This window comes from Streptomyces sp. NBC_01439 (assembly GCF_036227605.1).
In the GTDB taxonomy this organism is placed as follows: Bacteria; Actinomycetota; Actinomycetes; order Streptomycetales; family Streptomycetaceae; genus Streptomyces.
Genome location: NZ_CP109487.1, coordinates 4,380,913 through 4,402,500, shown reverse-complemented (window position 1 = coordinate 4,402,500; position 21,588 = coordinate 4,380,913). Strand labels below are relative to the sequence as shown.

Annotated in this window: 19 protein-coding genes and 2 rRNA genes (1 of these 21 only partly in view); 17 read left to right on the top strand and 4 right to left on the bottom strand. The window is 71.2% G+C overall.

Annotated elements, in window-relative coordinates; translation table 11 throughout:
* The 10 genes from OG207_RS19615 to OG207_RS19570 all read left to right on the top strand — a co-directional run.
* Positions 1-1,230: ribosomal RNA gene (locus OG207_RS19615) — 23S ribosomal RNA — on the top strand; it begins 1,894 nt to the left of the window's first position.
* Between the two features lie 78 nt (positions 1,231-1,308).
* Positions 1,309-1,425 (top strand): 5S ribosomal RNA (gene rrf, locus OG207_RS19610).
* Positions 1,426-1,622: 197 nt separating this feature from the next.
* Entirely contained in the window at positions 1,623-2,288 is a 666-nt protein-coding gene (locus OG207_RS19605) for an HAD family hydrolase (protein ID WP_329099779.1), read from the top strand.
* 43 nt (positions 2,289-2,331) lie between these two features.
* Complete coding sequence (locus OG207_RS19600) at positions 2,332-3,558, top strand: MFS transporter (protein WP_329099777.1); 1,227 nt, start codon at positions 2,332-2,334, stop codon at positions 3,556-3,558.
* On the top strand, positions 3,530-4,678 hold the full coding sequence (locus OG207_RS19595) for an acetoin utilization protein AcuC (protein WP_329107738.1): 1,149 nt from the start codon (positions 3,530-3,532) through the stop codon (positions 4,676-4,678). The genes OG207_RS19600 and OG207_RS19595 overlap by 29 nt, the downstream gene beginning before the upstream one ends.
* Before the next feature lie 94 nt (positions 4,679-4,772).
* Positions 4,773-5,603, top strand: a complete 831-nt coding sequence (locus tag OG207_RS19590; protein WP_329099775.1) for a phosphatase — start codon at positions 4,773-4,775, stop codon at positions 5,601-5,603.
* A 114-nt stretch (positions 5,604-5,717) separates the two neighbouring features.
* Entirely contained in the window at positions 5,718-5,927 is a 210-nt protein-coding gene (locus OG207_RS19585) for a helix-turn-helix domain-containing protein (RefSeq protein WP_008738568.1), read from the top strand.
* Between the two features lie 142 nt (positions 5,928-6,069).
* Entirely contained in the window at positions 6,070-6,168 is a 99-nt protein-coding gene (locus OG207_RS19580; RefSeq protein ID WP_003948845.1) for a 30S ribosomal protein bS22, read from the top strand.
* A gap of 95 nt (positions 6,169-6,263) precedes the next feature.
* Positions 6,264-7,340 (top strand): NAD-dependent epimerase/dehydratase family protein, encoded by a 1,077-nt coding sequence (locus OG207_RS19575; protein ID WP_329099774.1) that lies wholly within the window; start codon positions 6,264-6,266, stop codon positions 7,338-7,340.
* Positions 7,340-8,320 (top strand): lysophospholipid acyltransferase family protein, encoded by a 981-nt coding sequence (locus OG207_RS19570; protein WP_329099773.1) that lies wholly within the window; start codon positions 7,340-7,342, stop codon positions 8,318-8,320. The genes OG207_RS19575 and OG207_RS19570 overlap by 1 nt, the downstream gene beginning before the upstream one ends.
* A gap of 94 nt (positions 8,321-8,414) precedes the next feature.
* Here the strand turns inward: OG207_RS19570 and OG207_RS19565 are convergent, their stop codons facing one another.
* From OG207_RS19565 to OG207_RS19555, 3 genes are all read right to left on the bottom strand, one after another.
* Positions 8,415-9,623: a DUF5667 domain-containing protein gene (locus OG207_RS19565; RefSeq protein ID WP_329099772.1), complete on the bottom strand. Its 1,209-nt coding sequence runs from the start codon at positions 9,621-9,623 to the stop codon at positions 8,415-8,417.
* Positions 9,624-9,851: 228 nt separating this feature from the next.
* A complete protein-coding gene (locus tag OG207_RS19560; protein WP_329099771.1) occupies positions 9,852-10,664 on the bottom strand; it encodes an ECF subfamily RNA polymerase sigma factor, BldN family in 813 nt (270 codons plus the stop codon).
* A gap of 360 nt (positions 10,665-11,024) precedes the next feature.
* A complete protein-coding gene (locus tag OG207_RS19555) occupies positions 11,025-12,011 on the bottom strand; it encodes an HAD family hydrolase (protein ID WP_329099770.1) in 987 nt (328 codons plus the stop codon).
* A gap of 98 nt (positions 12,012-12,109) precedes the next feature.
* Here OG207_RS19555 and OG207_RS19550 point away from each other — a divergent pair, with 98 nt between their 5' ends.
* From OG207_RS19550 to OG207_RS19525, 6 genes are all read left to right on the top strand, one after another.
* A complete protein-coding gene (locus tag OG207_RS19550; RefSeq protein WP_030012801.1) occupies positions 12,110-12,397 on the top strand; it encodes a glutaredoxin family protein in 288 nt (95 codons plus the stop codon).
* A gap of 273 nt (positions 12,398-12,670) precedes the next feature.
* Positions 12,671-13,477: a redox-sensing transcriptional repressor Rex gene (locus OG207_RS19545; RefSeq protein WP_150258652.1), complete on the top strand. Its 807-nt coding sequence runs from the start codon at positions 12,671-12,673 to the stop codon at positions 13,475-13,477.
* The gene (locus OG207_RS19540; RefSeq protein ID WP_329099769.1) at positions 13,474-15,183 is read left to right on the top strand and encodes a glutamyl-tRNA reductase; all 1,710 of its coding nucleotides are present in this window, start codon (positions 13,474-13,476) and stop codon (positions 15,181-15,183) included. Before OG207_RS19545 ends, OG207_RS19540 begins: the two co-directional genes overlap by 4 nt.
* Positions 15,180-16,148, top strand: a complete 969-nt coding sequence (gene hemC, locus OG207_RS19535) for a hydroxymethylbilane synthase (protein ID WP_329099768.1) — start codon at positions 15,180-15,182, stop codon at positions 16,146-16,148. Before OG207_RS19540 ends, hemC begins: the two co-directional genes overlap by 4 nt.
* A complete protein-coding gene (locus tag OG207_RS19530; protein WP_329099767.1) occupies positions 16,145-17,812 on the top strand; it encodes a bifunctional uroporphyrinogen-III C-methyltransferase/uroporphyrinogen-III synthase in 1,668 nt (555 codons plus the stop codon). Before hemC ends, OG207_RS19530 begins: the two co-directional genes overlap by 4 nt.
* A 153-nt stretch (positions 17,813-17,965) precedes the next feature.
* The gene (locus OG207_RS19525; protein WP_329099766.1) at positions 17,966-19,294 is read left to right on the top strand and encodes a HEAT repeat domain-containing protein; all 1,329 of its coding nucleotides are present in this window, start codon (positions 17,966-17,968) and stop codon (positions 19,292-19,294) included.
* Positions 19,295-19,384: 90 nt separating this feature from the next.
* Here the strand turns inward: OG207_RS19525 and OG207_RS19520 are convergent, their stop codons facing one another.
* The gene (locus OG207_RS19520) at positions 19,385-20,335 is read right to left on the bottom strand and encodes a GlxA family transcriptional regulator (RefSeq protein WP_329099765.1); all 951 of its coding nucleotides are present in this window, start codon (positions 20,333-20,335) and stop codon (positions 19,385-19,387) included.
* A gap of 107 nt (positions 20,336-20,442) precedes the next feature.
* Here OG207_RS19520 and OG207_RS19515 point away from each other — a divergent pair, with 107 nt between their 5' ends.
* The gene (locus OG207_RS19515) at positions 20,443-21,510 is read left to right on the top strand and encodes a saccharopine dehydrogenase NADP-binding domain-containing protein (RefSeq protein WP_329099764.1); all 1,068 of its coding nucleotides are present in this window, start codon (positions 20,443-20,445) and stop codon (positions 21,508-21,510) included.
* Positions 21,511-21,588 lie beyond the last annotated feature (78 nt).

The window sequence follows — 21,588 nt, the reverse complement described above, 5'->3', positions numbered from 1 at the left end:
AATGCCCCCGTAACTTCGGGAGAAGGGGGGCCATCACTGGTGATAGCACTTGCTGCTTGAGCTGGGGGTGGCCGCAGAGACCAGCGAGAAGCGACTGTTTACTAAAAACACAGGTCCGTGCGAAGCCGTAAGGCGATGTATACGGACTGACGCCTGCCCGGTGCTGGAACGTTAAGGGGACCGGTTAGTGACCTTTCGGGGTTGCGAAGCTGAGAACTTAAGCGCCAGTAAACGGCGGTGGTAACTATAACCATCCTAAGGTAGCGAAATTCCTTGTCGGGTAAGTTCCGACCTGCACGAATGGCGTAACGACTTCTCGACTGTCTCAACCATAGGCCCGGTGAAATTGCACTACGAGTAAAGATGCTCGTTTCGCGCAGCAGGACGGAAAGACCCCGGGACCTTTACTACAGTTTGATATTGGTGTTCGGTTCGGCTTGTGTAGGATAGGTGGGAGACTTTGAAGCAGCCACGCCAGTGGTTGTGGAGTCGCCGTTGAAATACCACTCTGGTCGTGCTGGATGTCTAACCTAGGTCCGTGATCCGGATCAGGGACAGTGTCTGATGGGTAGTTTAACTGGGGCGGTTGCCTCCCAAAGGGTAACGGAGGCGCCCAAAGGTTCCCTCAGCCTGGTTGGCAATCAGGTGTTGAGTGTAAGTGCACAAGGGAGCTTGACTGTGAGACCGACGGGTCGAGCAGGGACGAAAGTCGGGACTAGTGATCCGGCGGTGGCTTGTGGAAGCGCCGTCGCTCAACGGATAAAAGGTACCCCGGGGATAACAGGCTGATCTTCCCCAAGAGTCCATATCGACGGGATGGTTTGGCACCTCGATGTCGGCTCGTCGCATCCTGGGGCTGGAGTCGGTCCCAAGGGTTGGGCTGTTCGCCCATTAAAGCGGTACGCGAGCTGGGTTTAGAACGTCGTGAGACAGTTCGGTCCCTATCCGCTGTGCGCGTAGGAATATTGAGAAGGGCTGTCCCTAGTACGAGAGGACCGGGACGGACGAACCTCTGGTGTGCCAGTTGTCCTGCCAAGGGCATGGCTGGTTGGCTACGTTCGGGAGGGATAACCGCTGAAAGCATCTAAGCGGGAAGCCTGCTTCAAGATGAGTATTCCCACCTCCTTGAGAGGGTAAGGCTCCCAGTAGACGACTGGGTTGATAGGCCAGATGTGGAAGCCCGGTAACGGGTGAAGCTGACTGGTACTAATAGGCCGAGGGCTTGTCCTCAGTTGCTCGCGTCCACTGTGTTAGTTCTGAAATAACGAACAGCTGTGTCAACACCAGCATGTTCAAATTTCATAGTGTTTCGGTGGTCATAGCGTTAGGGAAACGCCCGGTTACATTCCGAACCCGGAAGCTAAGCCTTTCAGCGCCGATGGTACTGCAGGGGGGACCCTGTGGGAGAGTAGGACGCCGCCGAACAATTATTGCGGAAGCCCCGCACCAGCCCTTTATGGGTTCGGTGCGGGGCTTTTCTGCGTTCACCGGCCGGATCCGGCCCGATCGAGCCGGCCGTGTGCTTCCCGTCTGTCGTCCGAATGGCCGCAGCAGCCCGGTGACGCGTCGTCGGCGGCCCGGCGAGACGGGCCCTACGTCCCTTTAGTTCGTACTGTGGGGGTATGGGCTACGACCTCGTCATCTTCGACAACGACGGCGTGCTGGTGGACAGCGAGCCGCTCGCCAACAGCATCCTCGCCGGGTACCTGACCGAGCTGGGGCACCCGACCACCTACGAGGAGTCGGTCCGCGACTACATGGGGACCGCCGTGCACCGGGTGCACGACCTCGTCGTCGAGCGGACCGGGCAGCAGCTGCCGGCCGACTTCGACGAAACCCTGCACGCGCGGACCGTCGCCGCGTTCGAGCAGGAGCTGAAGCCCGTCCCCGGCGTGGAGGAGGTGCTGGGCGCGCTGACCGCGCAGGGGGTCGGCTACTGCCTGGCCTCCTCCGGAAGCCACGACCGGATCCGGGTCGGGCACCGGGTGGCCGGGCTCGACGGGTGGTTCGAGGAGGAGTGGATCTTCAGCGCGCAGGACGTCGGCCAGGGGAAGCCTGCTCCCGACCTGTACCTGCACGCGGCGCGGCAGATGGGCGTGGAGCCCTCCCGGTGCGTCGTCATCGAGGACAGTCCGCTCGGCGTCCAGGCCGCCGTCGCCGCGGGCATGGACGTGTACGGGTTCACCGCGATGGTGCCCGCCGACCGGCTCCCCGGAGCGACCGGACACTTCGGTGACATGAAGCAGCTCACCGGGCTGCTCGGGCTGGAGGCCGGACTCGGTATGTGATCTCTCTACCCACGGGTAGCCCGTGGCCCTACGCTGACCCGCCATGACGGATGATGTGCGGCTGCGGCGCGGCCGCGGCGCTCTGGGGTTCAGTTTCTTCGTGCAAGGCGTCGCCTTCGCGCTGCTCGTGACGCGGATCCCGGCCATCCAGGACCGGTACGGGATATCCGACGGCCTGCTGCCCGCTTTCCTCGCCGCCGTGCCGGTCCTCGCGGGGGCGTCGAGCGTGGCCACCGAGCACCTGGTGAAGCGGGTGCCGCCCAGCGTCGTACTGCGATGGGCGCAGCCGCTGGTGCTGCTGTCCCTGCTGGGTGTCGGCGCCGGCGGCCAGATGTGGCACGTGGCGGTGGCCCTGGGGGCGTTCGGGCTGTCGGTGGGTGCGCTGGACGCCTCGATGAACATGCTCGGGGTCAGCCTGCAGCGGGCGTACGGGCGGAGCATCATGCTCGGTTTCCACGCCGCGTACAGCCTCGGCGGGATCCTGGGGGCCTCGGCCGCGTGGGCGGGGGCACACTGGGAGCTGAACCTCTTCGTCAGCTACCTGCCGGCCGTGGTCGTGCTGTTGCCGATGGCGCTGCTGGGGAGCCGGCGCTACGTCGACGGGACGGCGGGCCGGGGGGCGACCGACGGGAAGGGAACGGGGGCCGGCGGGTTCAAGTTGCTGCTGCCGCTCTGCCTGGTGATGGCGTGCGCGTACATCGGGGACTCCACGGTGGCGAACTGGAGTGCCAAGTACCTCCAGGACGTGCTCGGGAGCTCGGAGCAGATGGCGACCGTCCCCTACAACGTGTACATGGTGACCACCCTCGTGGGGCGGGCCGTCGGGGACCTGGGCGTGCGGCGCTTCGGGGCGGCGGCCGTGGTGCGGGCCGGGACGCTGGTGGCGGCCGCCGGGTTCGCCGTGGTGGCGGCGGCGCCGGGGGCGTGGGTGGGGATGCTCGGCTTCACGCTGCTGGGGATCGGGCTGTGCGTGATCGTGCCGCAGACCTTCGCCGCGGCGGGACGCTTGTTCCCGGGGGCGTCCGACACGGCCGTCGCGCGGCTCAACATCTTCAACTACGTAGGCTTCCTGATCGGGTCTCCGCTCGTCGGGGCGGTCGGCGACGCCTGGAGCTACCGGGGCGCGATGTTGGTGCCGATGGCGCTGGTCCTGGTGACGCTCTTCCAAGCCCGCTCATTCGGTTCCGAGGGCGCCCGATACGGTGTGCGGCATGAGCGGCGAGCCGGTGACCGGGCTGTTGATGTGGGACGAGGCGGTAACGAGGTATGACTTCGGACCGAGCCATCCGATGGACCCGGTGCGCCTGGCGCTGACCATGGGCCTGGTCCGCGCCTTCGGGCTGGACCGGGAGATGGAGGTACGGGCGGCGCCCGCGGCCGGGGACTCGACGCTGCGGCTCGTCCATCGGGAGGACTATGTCGCGGCGGTGCGCGAGGTGTCCGCAGACCCGGGGGTCGCGGACGGTTCGTACGGGCTGGGGACCCTGGACGATCCGGCCTTCCACGGGATGCACGAGGCGTCCGCGCTGATCGCCGGGCAGTCCGTGGCGGGTGCGGAGGCGCTCTGGCACGGTGAGGCCGAGCACGCCGTGAACTTCGCCGGCGGGCTGCACCACGCGATGCCGGGCGGGGCGGCCGGCTTCTGCGTCTACAACGACGCTTCGCTCGCGGTGGCGCGGTTGCTGGAGCTGGGGGCCGAGCGGGTCGCCTATGTGGACGTGGACGTGCACCACGGGGACGGCGTGCAGGCGGCCTTCTGGGACGACCCGCGGGTGCTGACCATCTCGATGCACGAGCACCCGCGGACGCTGTTCCCGCAGACCGGCTGGCCCGAGGAGACCGGCGGCCCGGGGGCGGAGGGCTCGGCGGTGAACATCGCGCTGCCCGCGGGGACCGGGGACGCGGGCTGGCTGCGGGCCTTCCACGCGGTCGTGCCGGAGCTGCTGGCGGACTTCCGGCCGCAGGTGCTGGTGACCCAGCACGGGGCCGATACGCACTTCGAGGACCCCCTCGCCCACCTGGCGGTCTCGCTGGACGCCCAGCGGGCCGTCCAGGAGGCCTGTCACCGGCTCGCGCACGAGCACGCGGGCGGGCGGTGGCTGGCGCTGGGCGGGGGCGGGTACGCGGTGGTGGACGTCGTCCCGCGGTCGTGGACGCATCTGGTGGGGATCGCCGCGCACCGGCCGGTGGATCCCGAGACGGCGGTGCCCGCCTCGTGGCGGGACGAGGTGTACGCACGGACGCGACAGTTGGCGCCGGCCCGGATGACGGACGGGCGGACCCCGTCGTGGCCGGATTGGGACGCGGGCTACGACCCGGCGGACCGGACGGACCAGGCCGTTCTGGCGACGCGCAGGGCGGTGTTCCCGCTGCGCGGCATGCTGACCTGAGCGCGCGGTGCCGGCCTGCCGCATCGTTACGCCAACTGTGGGGCTGTTGGGTGGAATTGATGACCCGCCAGAGGGGTTGGGGCAGCATCGGAGGGTGTTGAGCACCGGCGCGCTGCGTGCGCATCTGCTGGCCGCCCGGTTGGCCGGGCCCGTCGCCACGTCGCGGGAGGAGAGCCTGCGCAGTTACCGGCTGTTCGCGGCGCGGGATCCGCGGGTGATGCTGGGGCTGGATCCGGAGGGGGCGTGGGGCGAGGGTGATCTGCTGAGGCTGATGGCGGACAAGTGCGGGGTCTCGGCGGATCCGGCGCACGTCAGCGGGCCGGACGTGATCGATCCGGAGCGGACGGTGGCCGCACTGGAGGCGTTCGCGGGACGGCTGTGCGAGGCGGCGAGGGCGCGGTCGCCGGTGCTGTTCGGGACGGGCCATCCACACCGACTCCTGGGTTTCTACGCCGGTTTGGCGGAGGCGCTGTCGGCGGCGGGATGTGTTGTCCTCACCCCGGCGCAGGGGGTGAGTGTCGACATGGCGACGCGGTTCGGCGTACGCACGCACAGCATCGAATACGTACGGGGGGTCGCACTGGTGCGGGAACCCGGCGTGCGGGTGCCGGGGAGTGCGACCGGCGTGCACACCCATTCGCCGCTGCCGGTTCGGGTGGCGCTGGGGGCCCTCGCGGAGGCCGGCGGGCCGCTGCCGGAGCTGGTGGTGGGGGACCACGGGTGGGTCTGCGGTGCAGGTCAGCTCGGTGTGGAGGCCATCGGGTTGGCGGATACGGATGATCCCGCGCTGTTCGTCGGGGAGGCCGAGGGGCGGGTCTCGGTGGCCGTTCCACTTGATGACGCGGTGCGAGCGGACTACTACCGACCGCTCGCGCGGTACGTGCTCGGCCGCGCGAGTCTGACGGGACGGCAGGAGTGGCCGTAGCTCCTCTTCCCCACTCGTATCACGCGCCCCTACTCTGGGGAGTGAGCGTGCGACGACGAGGAGTAACCGGAGGGGAAGCCGGTGCCCGTCATGCGCGGAAGGTCAAGGTGTGTCATGGCTGCTGGCGAGAGGCCTCTCAGTGAGGTTCAGTTCCTGACCGTGGCGGAGGTCGCCTCGGTGATGCGAGTGTCGAAGATGACCGTGTACCGGCTGGTGCACAACGGTCATCTGCCCGCAATCCGGGTGGGCCGGTCCTTCCGGGTCCCCGAGAACGCGGTCCACGAGTACCTCCGAGAGTCCTACGTGGGGGTGGAGTCGGCCTGAGACTGAGGCTCGGGACGCCCCTGGCTACGACGCGGAAGCGCTCGGATTACAAGCTCAGAGCTCGGGCGGGTAGGCTAGGCCGACGTAGGTCGTGTGGGCCCAGACGCCCCGCACCAGTGAAGAGAAGTGAGCGAGGGTAGTCGTGGGCTCTGTTATCAAGAAGCGGCGCAAGCGGATGGCTAAGAAGAAGCACCGCAAGCTGCTCAAGCGCACCCGCGTCCAGCGCCGTAACAAGAAGTAAACGGCAGCTGTACGTGTTCTCCGCAGCCCCTCCACCATTCTTGGTGGAGGGGCTGCGGTGCAGCCGGGGGACTTCTCGAGGGAGGCGCTGAGCTCGTGGGGAAGGTCGTACTCGTCACCGGGGCTGCCCGGCAGTTGGGCGGCCGCTTCGTGCGCCGGATCCAGCGCGATCCGGACGTCGAGCGGGTGATCGCGGTGGACGCCGTGACGCCGCCGCACCGGCTCGGATCGGCGGAGTTCGTCCGTACGGACATCAGACAGTCGGCGATCGCCAGAGTGCTGGCCGAGCACGCCGTGGACACGGTGGTCCATCTGGCGGTCACCGGAGGAAGCGCGGGAACGGGCGGTGCGCACAGCACCGTCAAGGAAACCAACGTCATCGGCACCATGCAGCTCCTCGGAGCCTGCCAGAAGTCGCCGACGGTACGACGGCTCGTGGTGAAGTCCAGCACCAGCGTGTACGGCGGAACCCCCCGGGACCCGGCCGTGTTCACCGAGACCACGGAGCCGAAGTCCCTGCCGGCGGGCGGCTTCGCCAAGGACGCCGCCGAGGTCGAGGGGTACGTACGGGGCTTCGCGCGCAGGCGGCCGGACGTCGCCGTGTGCGTCCTGCGGTTCGCGAACATCTTGGGGCCCTTCGCGGACTCGGCGCTCGCCGAGTACTTTTCGATCCCGGTGATGCCGACCGTGCTGGGGTACGACCCGCGGCTGCAGTTCGTGCACGAGGACGACGTCCTCGAAGTGCTGCGGCTGGCCGCGGGGGAGCCCAGGCGCGGGACCTTGAACAGCGGGACGTTCAACATCGCGGGTGACGGCGTGCTGCTGCTGTCGCAGTGCTCGCGGCGGCTCGGGCGGCCCACGCTGCCGCTGCTGTTGCCCGCGTTGAACTGGGTGGGCGCCGCGCTGCGGGCGGTCGGGGCCAGTGACTTCTCGCCCGAGCAGATAAGGCTGCTCACCCATGGCCGGGTCGTGGAGACCGCGCAGATGCGCGAGGTCCTCGGCTTCGAGCCGCTCTACACGACCGCGGAGACCTTCGCGGACTTCGCGCGGAGCCGGGGGACCGGGCTGCTGCCGCCGGAGCGGGTCGGACGGGTCGTGGATCGGGTGGCGGCCATGCTGGATGCAGACGGGCTCAAGGACGACGCCTACGCGGTTGAAGGAGCGAAGCGATAGTGGCGGACGCCAAGGTCATTCCGTTCGACGAGGACCGGCCGCGGCGGCGGATCCCCCGCCGTGTGCGGGCGGTGCCCGCTGCCGAGCCGGTGGTGGAGCCCCCGGCGGCTCCCGAGCCGGCGCCGGCCGCGGTGCCCGGCGACAGCTGGGACCGGCGGATCGCCGGCGGGCTGGCGTTCCTGCGGCGGCGGGTCACCGGCGACTACGAGGTCGACGACTTCGGCTACGACAAGGAGCTGACGGACCAGGTCCTGATGTCCTTGATGCGGCCGCTGTACGACAAGTACTTCCGCGTCGAGGTCAAGGGCATCGAGAACATCCCGGCGGAGGGCGGCGCGCTGATCGTGGCGAACCACTCCGGGACGCTGCCGCTGGACGGGCTGATGCTGCAGGTCGCCGTGCACGACCACCACCCGGCGGAGCGGCACCTGCGGCTGTTGGCGGCGGACCTGGTGTTCATGCTGCCGGTGGTCAACGAGCTGGCCCGCAAGGCGGGGCACACCCTGGCGTGCGCGGAGGACGCGCAGCGGCTGCTGGAGGCCGGAGAGCTGGTCGGTGTGATGCCGGAGGGCTTCAAGGGGATAGGGAAACCGTTCGGGGACCGGTACAAGTTGCAGCGGTTCGGGCGCGGCGGTTTCGTGTCGACGGCGCTGCGGGCGGGGACGCCGATCGTGCCGTGCTCGATCGTGGGGGCGGAGGAGATCTATCCCATGGTCGGCAACGCGAAGACGCTGGCACGGCTGCTGGGGGTCCCGTACTTCCCGATCACGCCGACCTTCCCGTGGCTGGGGCCGCTGGGCGCGGTGCCGTTGCCGACGAAGTGGACGATCCAGTTCGGGGAGCCGATCCCGACGGACGGGTACGCCGCGGAGGCGGCGGAGGACCCGATGTTGATGTTCAACCTGACGGACCAGGTGCGGGAGCAGATCCAGCACACGCTCTACAAGCTGCTGGTCCAGCGGCGGTCCGTGTTCTTCTGACGCGCTGTCGGCGGAAGGCCGAACGGCGGCAGGGTCGAAGGACCGGTGGCGCAGGGGAAAGGGCGGGGCTGCCTCGGCAGCCCCGCCCTTCCTGTTACTCGGCGTCCTCCGCGCCCAAGCCCAGGCCCGGGAGGAGCCCCGGGAGCAGGGGCGGGATGGTGATGTCCGGCTTCGGGGTCTCCGACGTGCCCGAGGGGGGCGGGGCCGACTGTCCCGCGGGCGGGTTGAGCAGGTCGCCCGTGCCGCCCAGGAGGCCGCCGGCGGGCGGCCGGGAGCTGCCCGAGGGGGACGGCGCCGCGGGGCTGCCGGACGGCGTGCTGCCGGCCGCCGGGGCGGACGGATGGGTGCCGCTCGGGGTGCCCGGCTTGGCGGACGAGCCGGGGGTGCCCCCGGTGCTGCGGGTCTTCTCCGGTGCCTTGGGGAGCAGGCTCTGCAGCGGCGCCACGTCTTGGTCTATGGCCTGGAAGACCGACTCCACTTCACCGCCCACGTCCGTGAGCTGTGCCGGGAGCTTTTCGCGGAGCTTGCCCCACGCGTCGCGGTGGGAGCGGGAGAACGACGACAGCTTCTGGATCGGGCCGAGCGAGCCGTCCCGTTCGTACGCGGCCTGGAGGAGGCGGTGGCCTTCCTCCGCGTCGTGCTTCACGCCCGCCAGGGCGCGGCGGATCGCGCCCAGGGACTCGTGGTCCAGGTCGCCCAGCCGGCCCCGCTCCATCAGCCGACGGGCTTCCGACAGGCGGTTCGAGGCCTGGTCGAGATAGAGCTCGCCCCGGTCCGAGTCGTCGTCGGCCATCCCCAGCTTCAGGTCCTCCATGCCCCGCTTCACGGGGTAGAGGTGGTCACCGGGCAGGGCGTCGGTACTGGCAGCGGCCACTCCGCTGAAGGCTCCCGCGGCCACACCCACGGTGAGGCCGCCCGCTGCGATGCCCTTGGACCAGCGGGAGCGTGGCCGCAATTTCCGGAGCGGGGTCGCCCGGTGGGCGCCGCGGCCGGTCCGCTGTTCGGGCACCTGAGGGTCCGAGGCGGCACCGCCCCCGGCCCTCTCCTCCAGCACCATGGCCTCCATGGCTGCAATGAGCTGGGCTCGTTGCACCACTTTGACCTCGGGGTCCAGCACTGGGCGCGGCATTCTTTCGCCGAGCACGCTCGCCAGGTCCAACAGCCGGTCGTGGTCGGCAGGTTCGGCAGGTGCCTCGGACTGCTCGGCCGCCGAGTCCGGATCTGGAAGGTCGGATGGGGTCCGATCCTCCAGGGCCTGGGCGAAGGCGTTCGCCCGCCGGTGCGGGGTCACGTTCGCGATCACTGGCGGCACCTCCTCTCGTCATGACGATCGACTCCCCAAGGTGTCCGGAAGGTTGCCTTCCTTGAGCGCATCCACACTTTCGAGTGAGCGGCTTCGGGCGAGGCGTGTCCACAGGGAGCCTGCATTCCGCACAACGAGCGTCGCGGCACTTGGGTTACGGACGAAGGATGATCTGACCACAGCGTCATCGAGGGGTCACCGAATGTGAGGTTGTCTGGGGTCGGAGGGTCAGCGGGCGTCTTCGGGGAGGAGGCGTGCCAGGGTGCGCACCGCCCGGTACTGGAGCGTCTTGATGGCGCCCTCGTTCTTCCCCATCACCCGGGCCGTCTCGGCGACCGAGAGGCCCTGCAGGAAGCGCAGGGTCACGCACTCCTGCTGCTGCGGATTGAGCTTGCGCACGGCCTCCAGCAGGGCCGCGTTGGAGAGGGATTCGAGGACGGAGTCCTCGGGGCTGCGCTCGACCTCGTTCGCGTCGAGCATCTCGCCGGTGGTGACCTCCAGCCGGAACCGGCTGGACTTGAAGTGGTCCGCCACCAGGTTGCGGGCGATCGTCACGAGCCAGGCGCCGAAGTCGCGGCCCTGCCAGGTGAAGGTGGAGATCCGGCGCAGGGCGCGCAGGAACGTCTCGCTGGTGAGGTCCTCCGCGGTCGCCTTGCCGCCGACGCGGTAGTAGATGTACCGGTAGACCGTGTCGTTGTACTGGTCGTAGAGGCGACCGAAGGCCTCGGCCTCACCCGCCTGGGCGCGTTCGACCAGGTCCATCATGCGGGCCTGGTCGCTGTCCGCCGTGGGGCGGCGGTGGGTGGTCTGGGTGCCGGCGCCGGAGGCGTTCGAACTGCCGGCGGCGCGACCTCGTCTGCCCACCGTCGCGCCGCCGTCGGTCAGGGCATAGCAAGGACCGGCCGGGCCGAGGCCGGCAGGGACCGCGGCGGCGAAGGCGGGGGCGGCGTACGCGGTGGGGACGAAGCCGCGCAGGTGGTCGAGGACCGTTGCGCGCAGCTGAGCCAGGCCCGAGGCGTCAACCCCGACAGATGGGTACACGGGACTCCCAGAGGCAGAGCTTCCATCACGTGCAGTGCGGAACCGTTCACCCGTCGTGGCGACAGATGGCCGGTGGCATGCGTTTGAGGAGAATAACGCTTCGTACAGGCAGCACTACACCCAGTTGCTCAAATCACCGGTTCCGACACTTCTGTTGCGTGTCGAGGGCATATTCGGTCGCAGTTGGTGATCGATTCTTGATCGCTTGGATGCGCGGAATGGACGCTTCCAAGTGGTCCCGCGACCGAGTCGGGCATGCCGGAGTGCCGTGCCGGGGGCGCGGGTAGAGGGGTGCGAAGCTCCGGAGCGGAGTCGAGGCCCGGGCGGGCCCGGGGCTCTTGGGCCCCGGGCCTGGTGTTGTTACTTGCGGCGGCGGTGCAGCGCGATGGCCGCGGCCGCGCCGCCCGCGATCGCGCCGACGCCGGCGGCTGCCGGGACGCCGACCTTCACGGCCTTGCGGCCGGTCCGATAGTCGCGCAGTCGCCAGTCGTTGGTGCGGGCATGCTTGCGCAGTTTTGTGTCGGGATTGATCGCGTACGGATGTCCGACCAGTGACAGCATCGGGATGTCGTTGTGTGAATCGCTGTAGGCGGCGCAGCGTTCGAGGTCGAGCCCCTCGGCGGCGGCCAGGGCGCGGACCGCCTCCGCCTTCGCGGGGCCGTGCAGCGGCTCGCCGACCAGGCGGCCGGTGTAGATCCCGTCGACGGACTCGGCGACGGTGCCCAGGGCCCCGGTCAGGCCGAGGCGGCGGGCGATGATCGTGGCCGTCTCCACGGGGGCGGCGGTGACCAGCCACACCTTCTGGCCGGCGTCGAGGTGGGCCTGCGCCAGGGCGCGGGTGCCCGGCCAGATCCGCTCGGCCATGTATTCGTCGTAGATCTCCTCGCCGATCGCCATCAGCTCGGAGACCTTGTGGCCCTTGACGATGGACAGCGCGCTGTCGCGGGCGTCCTGCATGTGCTCGGGATCCTCGACCCCGGCGAGCCGGAACCAGGCCTGCTGCCAGGCGAAGCGGGCGAGCTCGCGGCGCCGGAAGAACTCGCGCTTGTAGAGGCCGCGGCCGAAGTGGAAGATCGCGGCGCCCTGCATGACGGTGTTGTCGAGGTCGAAGAAGGCGGCGGCGAGATCGTCGCCGGCGACCGGGAAGACGGGTTCGTCCGGGGTCTGCTCCGGGCCCTCTTCGGCGAGGGCTTCCGGTTCCGTTTCCGGTTCCGTTCCGGGTTCGGTGAACGCTGGGGCCTCGGCCAGAGCGGTCTTGCGGGCGGCCTCGGCCGAGGCCTCGCCCGCCAGCACGCTGCGTGCAGTGGCGGAGCGTCGACGAGGGGGGAGCCATCCGAGAGCGGCCATGACGCGAGCATAGCCACTGTGTTCGGGAGTTCCCGAACCGATGGGATGCCGAGGTGTGAACTCTTCGAGGCGCTGCTGTTACGCGAGGGCGCGGGAGAATGGGTGGCATGAGCCCTTTGTTGCGCCGCAAAGAAAAGAAGAGTCCCGGGGAGCGGACGGTGACGCTCATCGGGAAGCCGGGGTGTCACCTGTGCGACGAGGCGGAGGAGGTGGTGGCGAAGGTGTGCGCCGAGACGGGTGCGCAGTGGGAGAAGAAGGACATCTCGCAGGACGAGGAGCTCTACCGGCTGCACTGGGAGCAGATTCCGGTCGTGCTCGTGGACGGCGAGCAGCACACCTTCTGGAGGGTGAACCCCGACCGGCTCCGGCGGGCGTTGGGGGCCTGACCTTCTTCCCGGTTACCATCATGGGCGATTTATGGGGTCTCGGGGGCGTATCTGTGAGGAGTGTGCACGGTTTTGCCCCCTTTCGGATTTGAACGGGTTCGACGTGCCGATGGTTCCGGCTTTACGTGCCGGAGTCGCGTGACCCCGGTCACTTTGGACGGACAAACCGGACACAATCTTTGTGCACGCGTTCACAAAGGCATAGCCTGCTGTCGACGGGGCGGTCCTGGGACAAGTGGCCGCCTGCAGCCCCGCTCATCCCGCAGGAGCATCGTGGCAACTGGCCGAACTCACCGACCGGCGACCCGCAGCCGAGGTATTCCCGAGGCCACTGTCGCCCGGCTTCCGCTGTACTTGCGTGCCCTCACCGCGCTCTCCGAGCGATCGGTGCCCACGGTGTCCTCCGAGGAGCTCGCGGCCGCCGCCGGAGTCAATTCCGCGAAACTGCGCAAGGACTTCTCGTACCTCGGTTCCTACGGGACCCGCGGCGTCGGCTACGACGTCGAGTACCTCGTCTACCAGATCTCCCGCGAGCTCGGCCTGACCCAGGACTGGCCGGTCGTCATCGTCGGCATCGGTAACCTCGGCGCCGCCCTCGCCAACTACGGCGGCTTCTCCGCGCGCGGCTTCCGCGTCGCGGCCCTCATCGACGCCGACCCGGCGATGGCCGGCAAGCCGGTCGCCGGCATGGCCGTGCAGCACACCGATGATCTGGAGAAGATCATCTCGGAGAACGGCGTCTCGATCGGCGTGATCGCGACCCCCGCGGGCGCGGCGCAGCAGGTCAGCGAGCGGCTGATCGCGGCGGGCGTGACCTCCATCCTGAACTTCGCGCCCACCGTGCTGTCCGTGCCCGAGGGCGTGGACGTGCGCAAGGTCGACCTCTCCATCGAGCTCCAGATCCTCGCCTTCCATGAGCAGCGCAAGGCCGGTGAGGAAGCGGCCGCCGCTGCCGCCGGCAGCTCCTCCGTGGGCGGCGCCGCACCTGCCGCGGCCGTGGTGCCGCCGGCCGGGCGGACCGCCGCCGAGCAGCGCAAGGGCGGGCCCGAGGGCGACGTGCCGGCGGTGATGCCGGCATGAGCCTGCTCGTCGTAGGGCTGAGCCACCGCAGCGCACCCGTGAGCGTGCTGGAGCGGGCCTCGCTGTCCGTGGACGCCAAGGTGAAGCTGCTGCACGACACCCTCGCCGCCGAACCGGCGACCGAGGCGACCGTGCTGGCCACCTGCAACCGGATCGAGCTGTACGCGGACGTGGACAAGTTCCACGCCGGCGTCGCCGAGCTGTCCACCCTGCTCGCGCAGCACAGCGGGGTCGGGCTGGAGGAGCTCACCCCGTACCTGTACGTGCACTACGAGGACCGGGCGGTGCACCACCTGTTCTCGGTGGCGTGCGGACTGGACTCGATGGTCGTGGGCGAGGGACAGATCCTCGGCCAGATCAAGGACGCGCTGGCGCTGGGGCAGGAGCTCCACACCGCCGGGCGGCTGATCAACGACCTGTTCCAGCAGGCGCTGCGGGTCGGCAAGCGGGCGCACTCCGAGACCGGGATCGACCGGGCCGGGCAGTCGCTGGTGACCTTCGGTCTGGAGCAGCTCGCCGTGAACGTGCCGGTGGGCGAGTGGGCCGCAGGCAAGCGGGCGCTGGTCATCGGCGCCGGGTCGATGTCCTCGCTGGCCGCGGCGACGCTGGCGCGGGTCGGGGTCGCCGAGATCGTCGTGGCGAACCGGACCGCCGACCGGGCGGAACGGCTCGCGGAGATTCTGGTTGCCTCGGGCACCGGGGTCGCGGCGGTGGCCGTGCCGATGGCTCGGGTGGCCGATGAGCTGACACGAGTCGACGTGGTCGTGTCCTGCACCGGCGCCACCGGGCTCGTGCTGACCGCCGACGACGTTCTCGCCGCCGTCTCCTGGGGCTCCGCCCCGGACCCCGCGCCCCAAACTTCCCCGGCTACCGCTGGGAAGGGCCCCCTGGCGGGGCTGGATGCGGCGCCGGCGGGGCCGGGGTTGGCGGGGCAGGACGCCGAGGTGCTGGCACGGCTGGTTGCCGCGGCCCGGGCCGGAGGCCGGATCGCCGATGCCGGAGCCGTGCGGGCCATGCCCGGGAACGCCGAGGCCGACGGGTGCCCCGTCGGCCCGGACGGCCGCTCCGCGCTGACCGGGGTCGACGCCAACTCCCTCGAACTGCACGGGACCTGGGCCGACCAGGGCGAGGCCGCCGCACAGCGACAGCCCCGCAGGAGCACCCGTACGCAGTCCCACGCCACCGACGTCCGGCTCGCGCTGCTCGACCTGGCCATGCCCAGGGACATCGACGCGGCCGTGCACCGGATCCCGGGCGTCCGGCTCGTGGACATCGAATCCCTCGCCGAGGCGTCCGCCGACGCCCCGATGGCGACCGACGTCGACGCCGTACGCGGGATCGTCGCCCAGGAGGTCGCCGCCTTCGGCGCGGCACAGCGGGCCGCCCACATCACGCCCACCGTCGTCGCCCTGCGCGCCATGGCGGCCGAGGTCGTGGCCATGGAAGTGGCCCGCCTCGACGGACGGCTCCCCGACCTCGACGAACGGCAGCGTGCCGAGGTAACCCAGACCGTGCGCCGCGTCGTGGACAAGCTCCTCCACGCGCCGACCGTGCGCGTCAAGCAGCTCGCCAGCGAGCCCGGCGGCGCCGGGTACGCCGACGCACTGCGCGAACTCTTCGACCTCGACCCTCAGACGGTTGCTTCCGTCAGCCGGGCGGACGCGGCCGATCCGATGAACGACGACGACCCAGGACGGGCATCATGAACACACGTCCCGACCAGCCGCTGCGGCTCGGTACGCGGCGGAGCAAGCTGGCCATGTCCCAGTCGGGGCACGTCGCCGACGCGGTACGGGCCGTCACCGGCCGGGCCGTCGAGCTCGTGGAGATCACGACCTACGGCGACGTCTCGCGCGAGCACCTCTCGCAGATCGGCGGGACGGGCGTCTTCGTCACGGCCCTGCGCGACGCGCTGCTGCGCGGCGAGGTCGACTTCGCCGTGCACTCGCTGAAGGACCTGCCGACCGCGCAGCCCGACGACCTCGTGATCGCGGCCATGCCGCGCCGCGAGGACCCGCGGGACGCGCTCGTCGCCCGGGACGGTCTGACCTTCGAGCAGCTGCCCGAAGGTGCCCGCATAGGTACCGGCTCGACCCGGCGCACCGCCCAGCTCAACCACCTGGCGCTGGCGCTCGGCAAGCGGATCGAGACGGTGCCCATCCGCGGCAACGTCGACACCCGGATCGGCTTCGTCCACGACGGCGAGCTCGACGCCGTCGTCCTGGCCGCCGCCGGTCTGAACCGGATCGGCCGCGGCGGGGAAGCGACCGACCTGCTGTCCGTCGACAGCGTCCTGCCGGCTCCCGGCCAGGGCGCCCTGGCCGTGGAGTGCCTCGCGTCCGACACGGACCTCATCGCCGCGCTCGGTCAACTCGACGACCCGCACACCCGGGCCGCCGTGACCGCCGAGCGTTCCCTGCTCGCCACCCTGGAGGCAGGCTGCAGCGCACCCGTGGGCGCGTTCGCCGACCTGTTGGCCGACGGGGAGATTGTCAATGAAATGCGCCTGCGCGGCGTCGTCGGAACCCTCGACGGCACGACGCTGGTGCAGCTGTCCACCACCGGTCCCGTGCCCCAGTCGTACGACGAGGCCATGGCGCTCGGCCGCGAACTCGCGGACGAGATGCTGGCCAAGGGCGCGGCCGGTCTGATGGGGGAGCGATCGCTTTGAACCCCTCAATTCCGACCACCTCCGCCTATCCGGCCGTCGCCGCCCACGGACGCGTCACCTTCCTCGGTGCCGGCCCGGGCGACCCGGGTCTGCTGACGCTGCGCGCCGTCGAGGCGCTCGCCGCCGCGGACGTACTGATCGCGGAGCCCGAGGTGCTCGAGGTCGTGCGGACTCATGCGCGGGCGAACGTCGACACGCCGCAGCTGACGATTGCTGATGAAGTGTCAGCAGCCGCCGGGGTCCCGGTGATCCGGGACGCGGCCAATCTTGTCATGGAGGCCGCACGCTCCGGCAGGCGGGTCGTGCGTGCCGTCACGGGCGACCCCGGGCTCGACGGCAACGCCGCCGAGGAGATGCTCGTCTGCGCCACCGCCGGCATCCCCTTCGAGGTGGTGCCGGGTGTTGCGACCGCGGTGGGCGTGCCCGCGTACGCCGGTGTCCCGCTGCGCGACAAGCAGGGCGCGGACGTGCGGTTCGTCGACGCGAAGACCGCCTCGGCGCGCTGCTGGAGCGAGGTGGGCGCGAGCGACGGCATCCTCGTCGTGTCCGCGACGCTGGAGACCGTCCCGGCGGCCGCCGCCGAGCTGGTGAGCGCCGGGCGCAAGCCCGACACCCCGCTGACCGTGACCGTCGCCGGTACCACCACGCGGCAGCGGACCTGGTGCGCGACGCTGGGCACCATCGCCCAGGTGTTCAAGCAGGGCAAGGTGCTCCCCTCGCCCGAGGGCGCCCGCCCCGTCATAGCCGTGGTCGGTGAGCACAGCGCCGCCACGCGGCGCGAGGACCTGTCCTGGTTCGAGTCGAAGCCGCTGTTCGGCTGGCGGGTCCTCGTACCGCGCACCAAGGAGCAGGCCGCTTCGCTCTCCGACCAGCTGCGTTCGTACGGCGCGGTGCCCCACGAGGTGCCGACCATCGCCGTGGAACCCCCGCGCACCCCGCAGCAGATGGAGCGCGCGGTGAAGGGCCTGGTGACGGGCCGCTACGAGTGGATCGCCTTCACCTCGGTCAACGCCGTGAAGGCCGTCCGCGAGAAGTTCGAGGAGTACGGTCTCGACGCGCGCGCCTTCGCGGGCATCAAGGTCGCCGCGGTGGGCGAGCAGACCGCCGCAGCCCTCGTCGAGTTCGGCGTGAAGCCGGACCTGGTGCCCAGCGGTGAGCAGTCCGCGGCCGGACTGCTGGAGGACTGGCCGCCGTACGACCCGGTCTTCGACCCGATCGACCGGGTGTTCCTGCCGCGCGCCGACATCGCGACCGAGACGCTGGTCGCCGGGCTGATCGAGCTCGGGTGGGAGGTCGACGACGTCACCGCCTACCGGACGGTCCGCGCGTCGCCGCCGCCGGCGGACACGCGCGAGGCGATCAAGGGCGGCGGCTTCGACGCCGTTCTCTTCACGTCCTCGTCCACGGTCCGCAACCTGGTCGGGATCGCCGGGAAGCCGCACAACGTGACCGTCATCGCCTGTATCGGGCCGGCGACGGCCAAGACGGCGGAGGAGCACGGGCTGCGCGTGGACGTACTGTCCCCGGAGCCGTCGGTGTCGAAGCTGGCGGAGGCCCTCGCCGAGTACGGTGCGGCGCGCCGCGAGGCGGCCAAGGAGGCCGGCGAGACGGTGTTCCGGCCGAGCGAGCGACGGCCGGGGGCGCGGCGGCGTCGTACGACGTGAGCGGATTAAGGGCCGGACACGGTCTGGAGAACGGACGGAGGGGCCCGGGTGCGATCGCACCCGGGCCCCTCCGTCCGTTCCGGCCCGGGCGGAATCCGGTTGTCGGCCCTCCCCCGTCCCGGCGAGGATCACCGCCGGGACGGGGGAGGACTCATGACGGAGCTGGACGCCCGGCTGGCGGATGCCGTGGCGGCGGGGGACGCGGAGACGGTCCGCGCCCTGCTGGGGGAGGGCGCGGACCCGGACGCGCCGGGCGGGGACGGGCTGCCGGTGCTGTGCGCGGCGGTCGCGGCGTACGCGTCCGCGGCGGCGGGGGCACTGGTCGAGGGCGGCGCGGACCCGGACCGGGTCCTGCCGGACGGGACGACCCCGCTGCTGCGGGCCGTCGAGGGAGGTTCCCCGGCGGTGTGGGAGGCGGTACGCGGCCCCGCGCCGGTGCGGGAACCCGAGCGGCTGCTCGCCGCTGCCCGGCGGTGGTACGAGGCCGGCGCGGAGGCGGAACTGCGGCGGCTGGCGGGGGCGGACGGACCGGCACGGACCGGGATCGTGCGGGACGGGGAGTCCGACCGGATCCGGGAGATCACCCTCGGCGGGCGGACCGTACGGGACGGGCACGGCGCGATCATGACCGTCCTGGAACGGGATCTCCGGATCCTGCCGCCGGTCGGGGAACTGGTGGCCCGGGCCGTACGGCAGGCCGACGCGTGCGGGGACGAGGAGCACGTAGACCGGTCCGCGGCCCGCTGGACCCTCCTGTCGCGGCGGGGCGCCGGAACCTGGCGTGCGGTGGTGGACTTCCACCGGCACCCCTCACCCGCGTACCGGGCCTTCGTCGCCGACTTCCTGAGCCTGGGCGCGCCGATGGCCGGATCGCCCCCGCACCACCGCTGGTACGAGAAGGAGATCGCCGAACTGCTCCCCGGCTGGGCGGCGGTGGAACCGGACGGCGGGGTGCTGGCGGCGGTGCTCCGCCTGCTGAGCGAGGCGTGCCACCCGCGGGCGCGGGCGTTCGGCCTGCGGTACGCCGGACACCCGGACCCCGGGGTGCGCTGCCAGGTGGCGCGCATGTTCGAGGTGCCGGGGGACCCGGAGACGGCACGGGTGGTGCGCGGCCTCGGCCGGGACCCGGACGGCGAGGTGCGGTCGTGGGCGGCGGAGGTGCTCGACTGCGATGTGGCGGAGGACCGCGAGGTGCTGCTCGCCCTGCTCCGGGACGAGAGCTCGCTGGTGCGGGTGCGGGCCGCGTACTCCGTGAGGTCGGGACGCGACCGCTCGCCGGCCGTCACCGCGGCGCTGGTGGAGCTCCTCGACGCCGACGAGCAGGACGAACGGCTCATGGCCGCCTACGCGCTGGCCTGCCGGGACCACCCGGGCACGCCGGAGGCGTACGAGAAGGTGGGCCCGCTGGGCCCGGAGCTCGCCGGAGACCACCGGGTCGACGGGCTGTGGCGGTGGAGGTACCGCAACCGTCCCGTCGGGTGAACGCGAGGTCCGGGGCGTCGGACCGGGGGGTCCGGACGCGGATCCGGCCGGCGGGCGACCGGTCCGTCAGGCGGACCGTCGGGCGGTCCGTCAGGTGGGGTTCGCGCTGCGGAACGCGCGGCGGTAGCTGTCGGGCGGGACGCCGACGACCCGCTTGAACTGGCGGCGCAGCGTCGTCGCCGTACCCATGCCGGTGGCGACGGCGACCGCCTCGATCGTCTCGTCGGTGGCCTCCAGCAGCTCCTGTGCGCGCCGTACGCGCTGGGTCAGCAGCCATTGCAGCGGGGTCTGGCCGGTGACCGCCCGGAACTGCCGTCCCAGGTGGCGCGGGCTCGTACTGACCCGGCGCGCCATGTCGGTGACGGTCAGCGGCCGGTCGAGGCGTTGCTGGGCCCAGGCGAGCAGTCCGGCGAGCTGGTGGTCGCCGCCCGTGACCTGCACCGGGGTGGCCACGAACTGGGCCTGGCCGCCCGGCCGGTGCGGCGCCATGACGAGGCGGCGGGCGACGGCGTTGGCGACGGCGGCGCCGTGGTCGAGGTGGATCAGGTGCAGGCACAGGTCCACGGCGGCGGCCTTGCCCGCGGCCGTGAGCACGCTGCCGTTGTCCGTGTAGAGCACGTCCGCGTCGACCTCGGCCAGCGGATGGCGTGCGCCCAGCTCAGCGGCGTGCGCCCAGTGGGTGGTGGCCCGCCGCCCGTCGAGCAGGCCCGCGGCGCCGAGCACGAAGGCCCCGGTGCACAGCGAGGCGACCCGGGCACCCGCCGCGTGGGCGGCGCGCACGGCGTCGACCAGTTCGGGCGGCGGCGGCTCGTCCACGTCGGCGCAGGCGGGCACGATCACGGTGTCGGCCCGGACCAGGCGCTCCAGGCCGTGGTCGGGCTCGACGGTGAACGGGCCGACGCGCACCGGGCCGGGGCCGCAGAGCAGTACGTCGTACCAGCCCTGCGGGGCGTCGGGCGGGGGATTGCCGAAGATCTCGTGTGCCACCGCCAGCTCGAAGTGCAGCAGGTGACCGGCGGCCGCCAGGGCGACAGTGGGCATGTCCGAAAGTGTATGGGTGATGTCGTTCCGGACCATCACGTTCGGGCCCGGCCCGCGCCGAGACTGAGTGCATCGAGCCGCACAGGGCACACGGGACGGGGAGAGCGATGAGCACGGTGGGTACGGCGGGAACGGCCGGCGAGACGCGTACGGCGGGGCCGGTGGTGGTGTACGGGGCGACCGGGCACACCGGTCGTTTCATCGTCGCCGAGCTGCGCAGGCGCGGCATCGCCACCGTCGTCTCCGGCCGCGACGGAGCCCGGCTGGAGGAGCTGGCGGCCGAGGACGCGGACCTGCTGGTCCGCCCGGCCGCCGTGGACGACCCGGCTTCCCTGGACCGCGCCCTCGCCGGAGCCGCGGCCGTCGTCAACGCCGCCGGACCGTTCGCGGTGACGGGCGGCCCCGTCGTCGAGGCGGCCCTGCGCGCGGGGATCCCCTACGTCGACGTCGCGGCGGAGATCGAGGCGAACGCGGCGATGTTCGCCGACCACACGGAAGCGGCCCGCACGGCGGAGGTCCCCGTGGTGCCGGCCATGGCCTTCTACGGGGGCCTGGGCGACCTGCTGGTCGGCGCGGCGATGGGCGAGTGGACCGCGGCGGACGAAGTGCACGTCGCCTACGGGCTGAGCAGCTGGCAGCCCACGGCGGGCACCAGGAAGGCCGGCGAGGTGTCCCACGAGCGCCGCGGGGGCCGCCGAGTGAGGTTCACGGACGGCGCCCTGCAGTACCACGACGACCAGCTGTCGCAGCGGGACTGGGTCTTCCCGGAGCCGCTCGGCCGGCGGACGGTGATCGCGGAGTTCACCATGGCCGACGTCGTCACCGTGCCCAGCCACGTGGCCGTGCCCGAGGTGCGCACGTACATGGCGGTGGAGGCAGCGCGGGACCTGGCCGGAGCGGACACGCCGGCGCCGGAGGCGGTCGACGACCTCGGACGGTCGGACCAGACCTTCGTCGTCGACGTCCTGGTCCGCGCGGGCGGCGTCGAACGCCGTGCCACCGCCCACGGCCAGGACATCTACGCGGTCACCGCGCCCCTGGCGGTGGAGGCCGTCGAGCGCATCCTGGCGGGGCGCACCCGGACGACGGGCGTGGCCTCGGCCGCGGCGATGTTCGACGCACCGGACTTCCTGCGGGCGCTGGCGCCGTACCTGACGGTCGAGGTCCCGCAGTGACCGACGGCCGGCCGGGAGCCGGGCGGGGCCCGGGAGCGGGGAGTCCGGGCCCTACCCTTGTCCGGACTGCTGTCGATG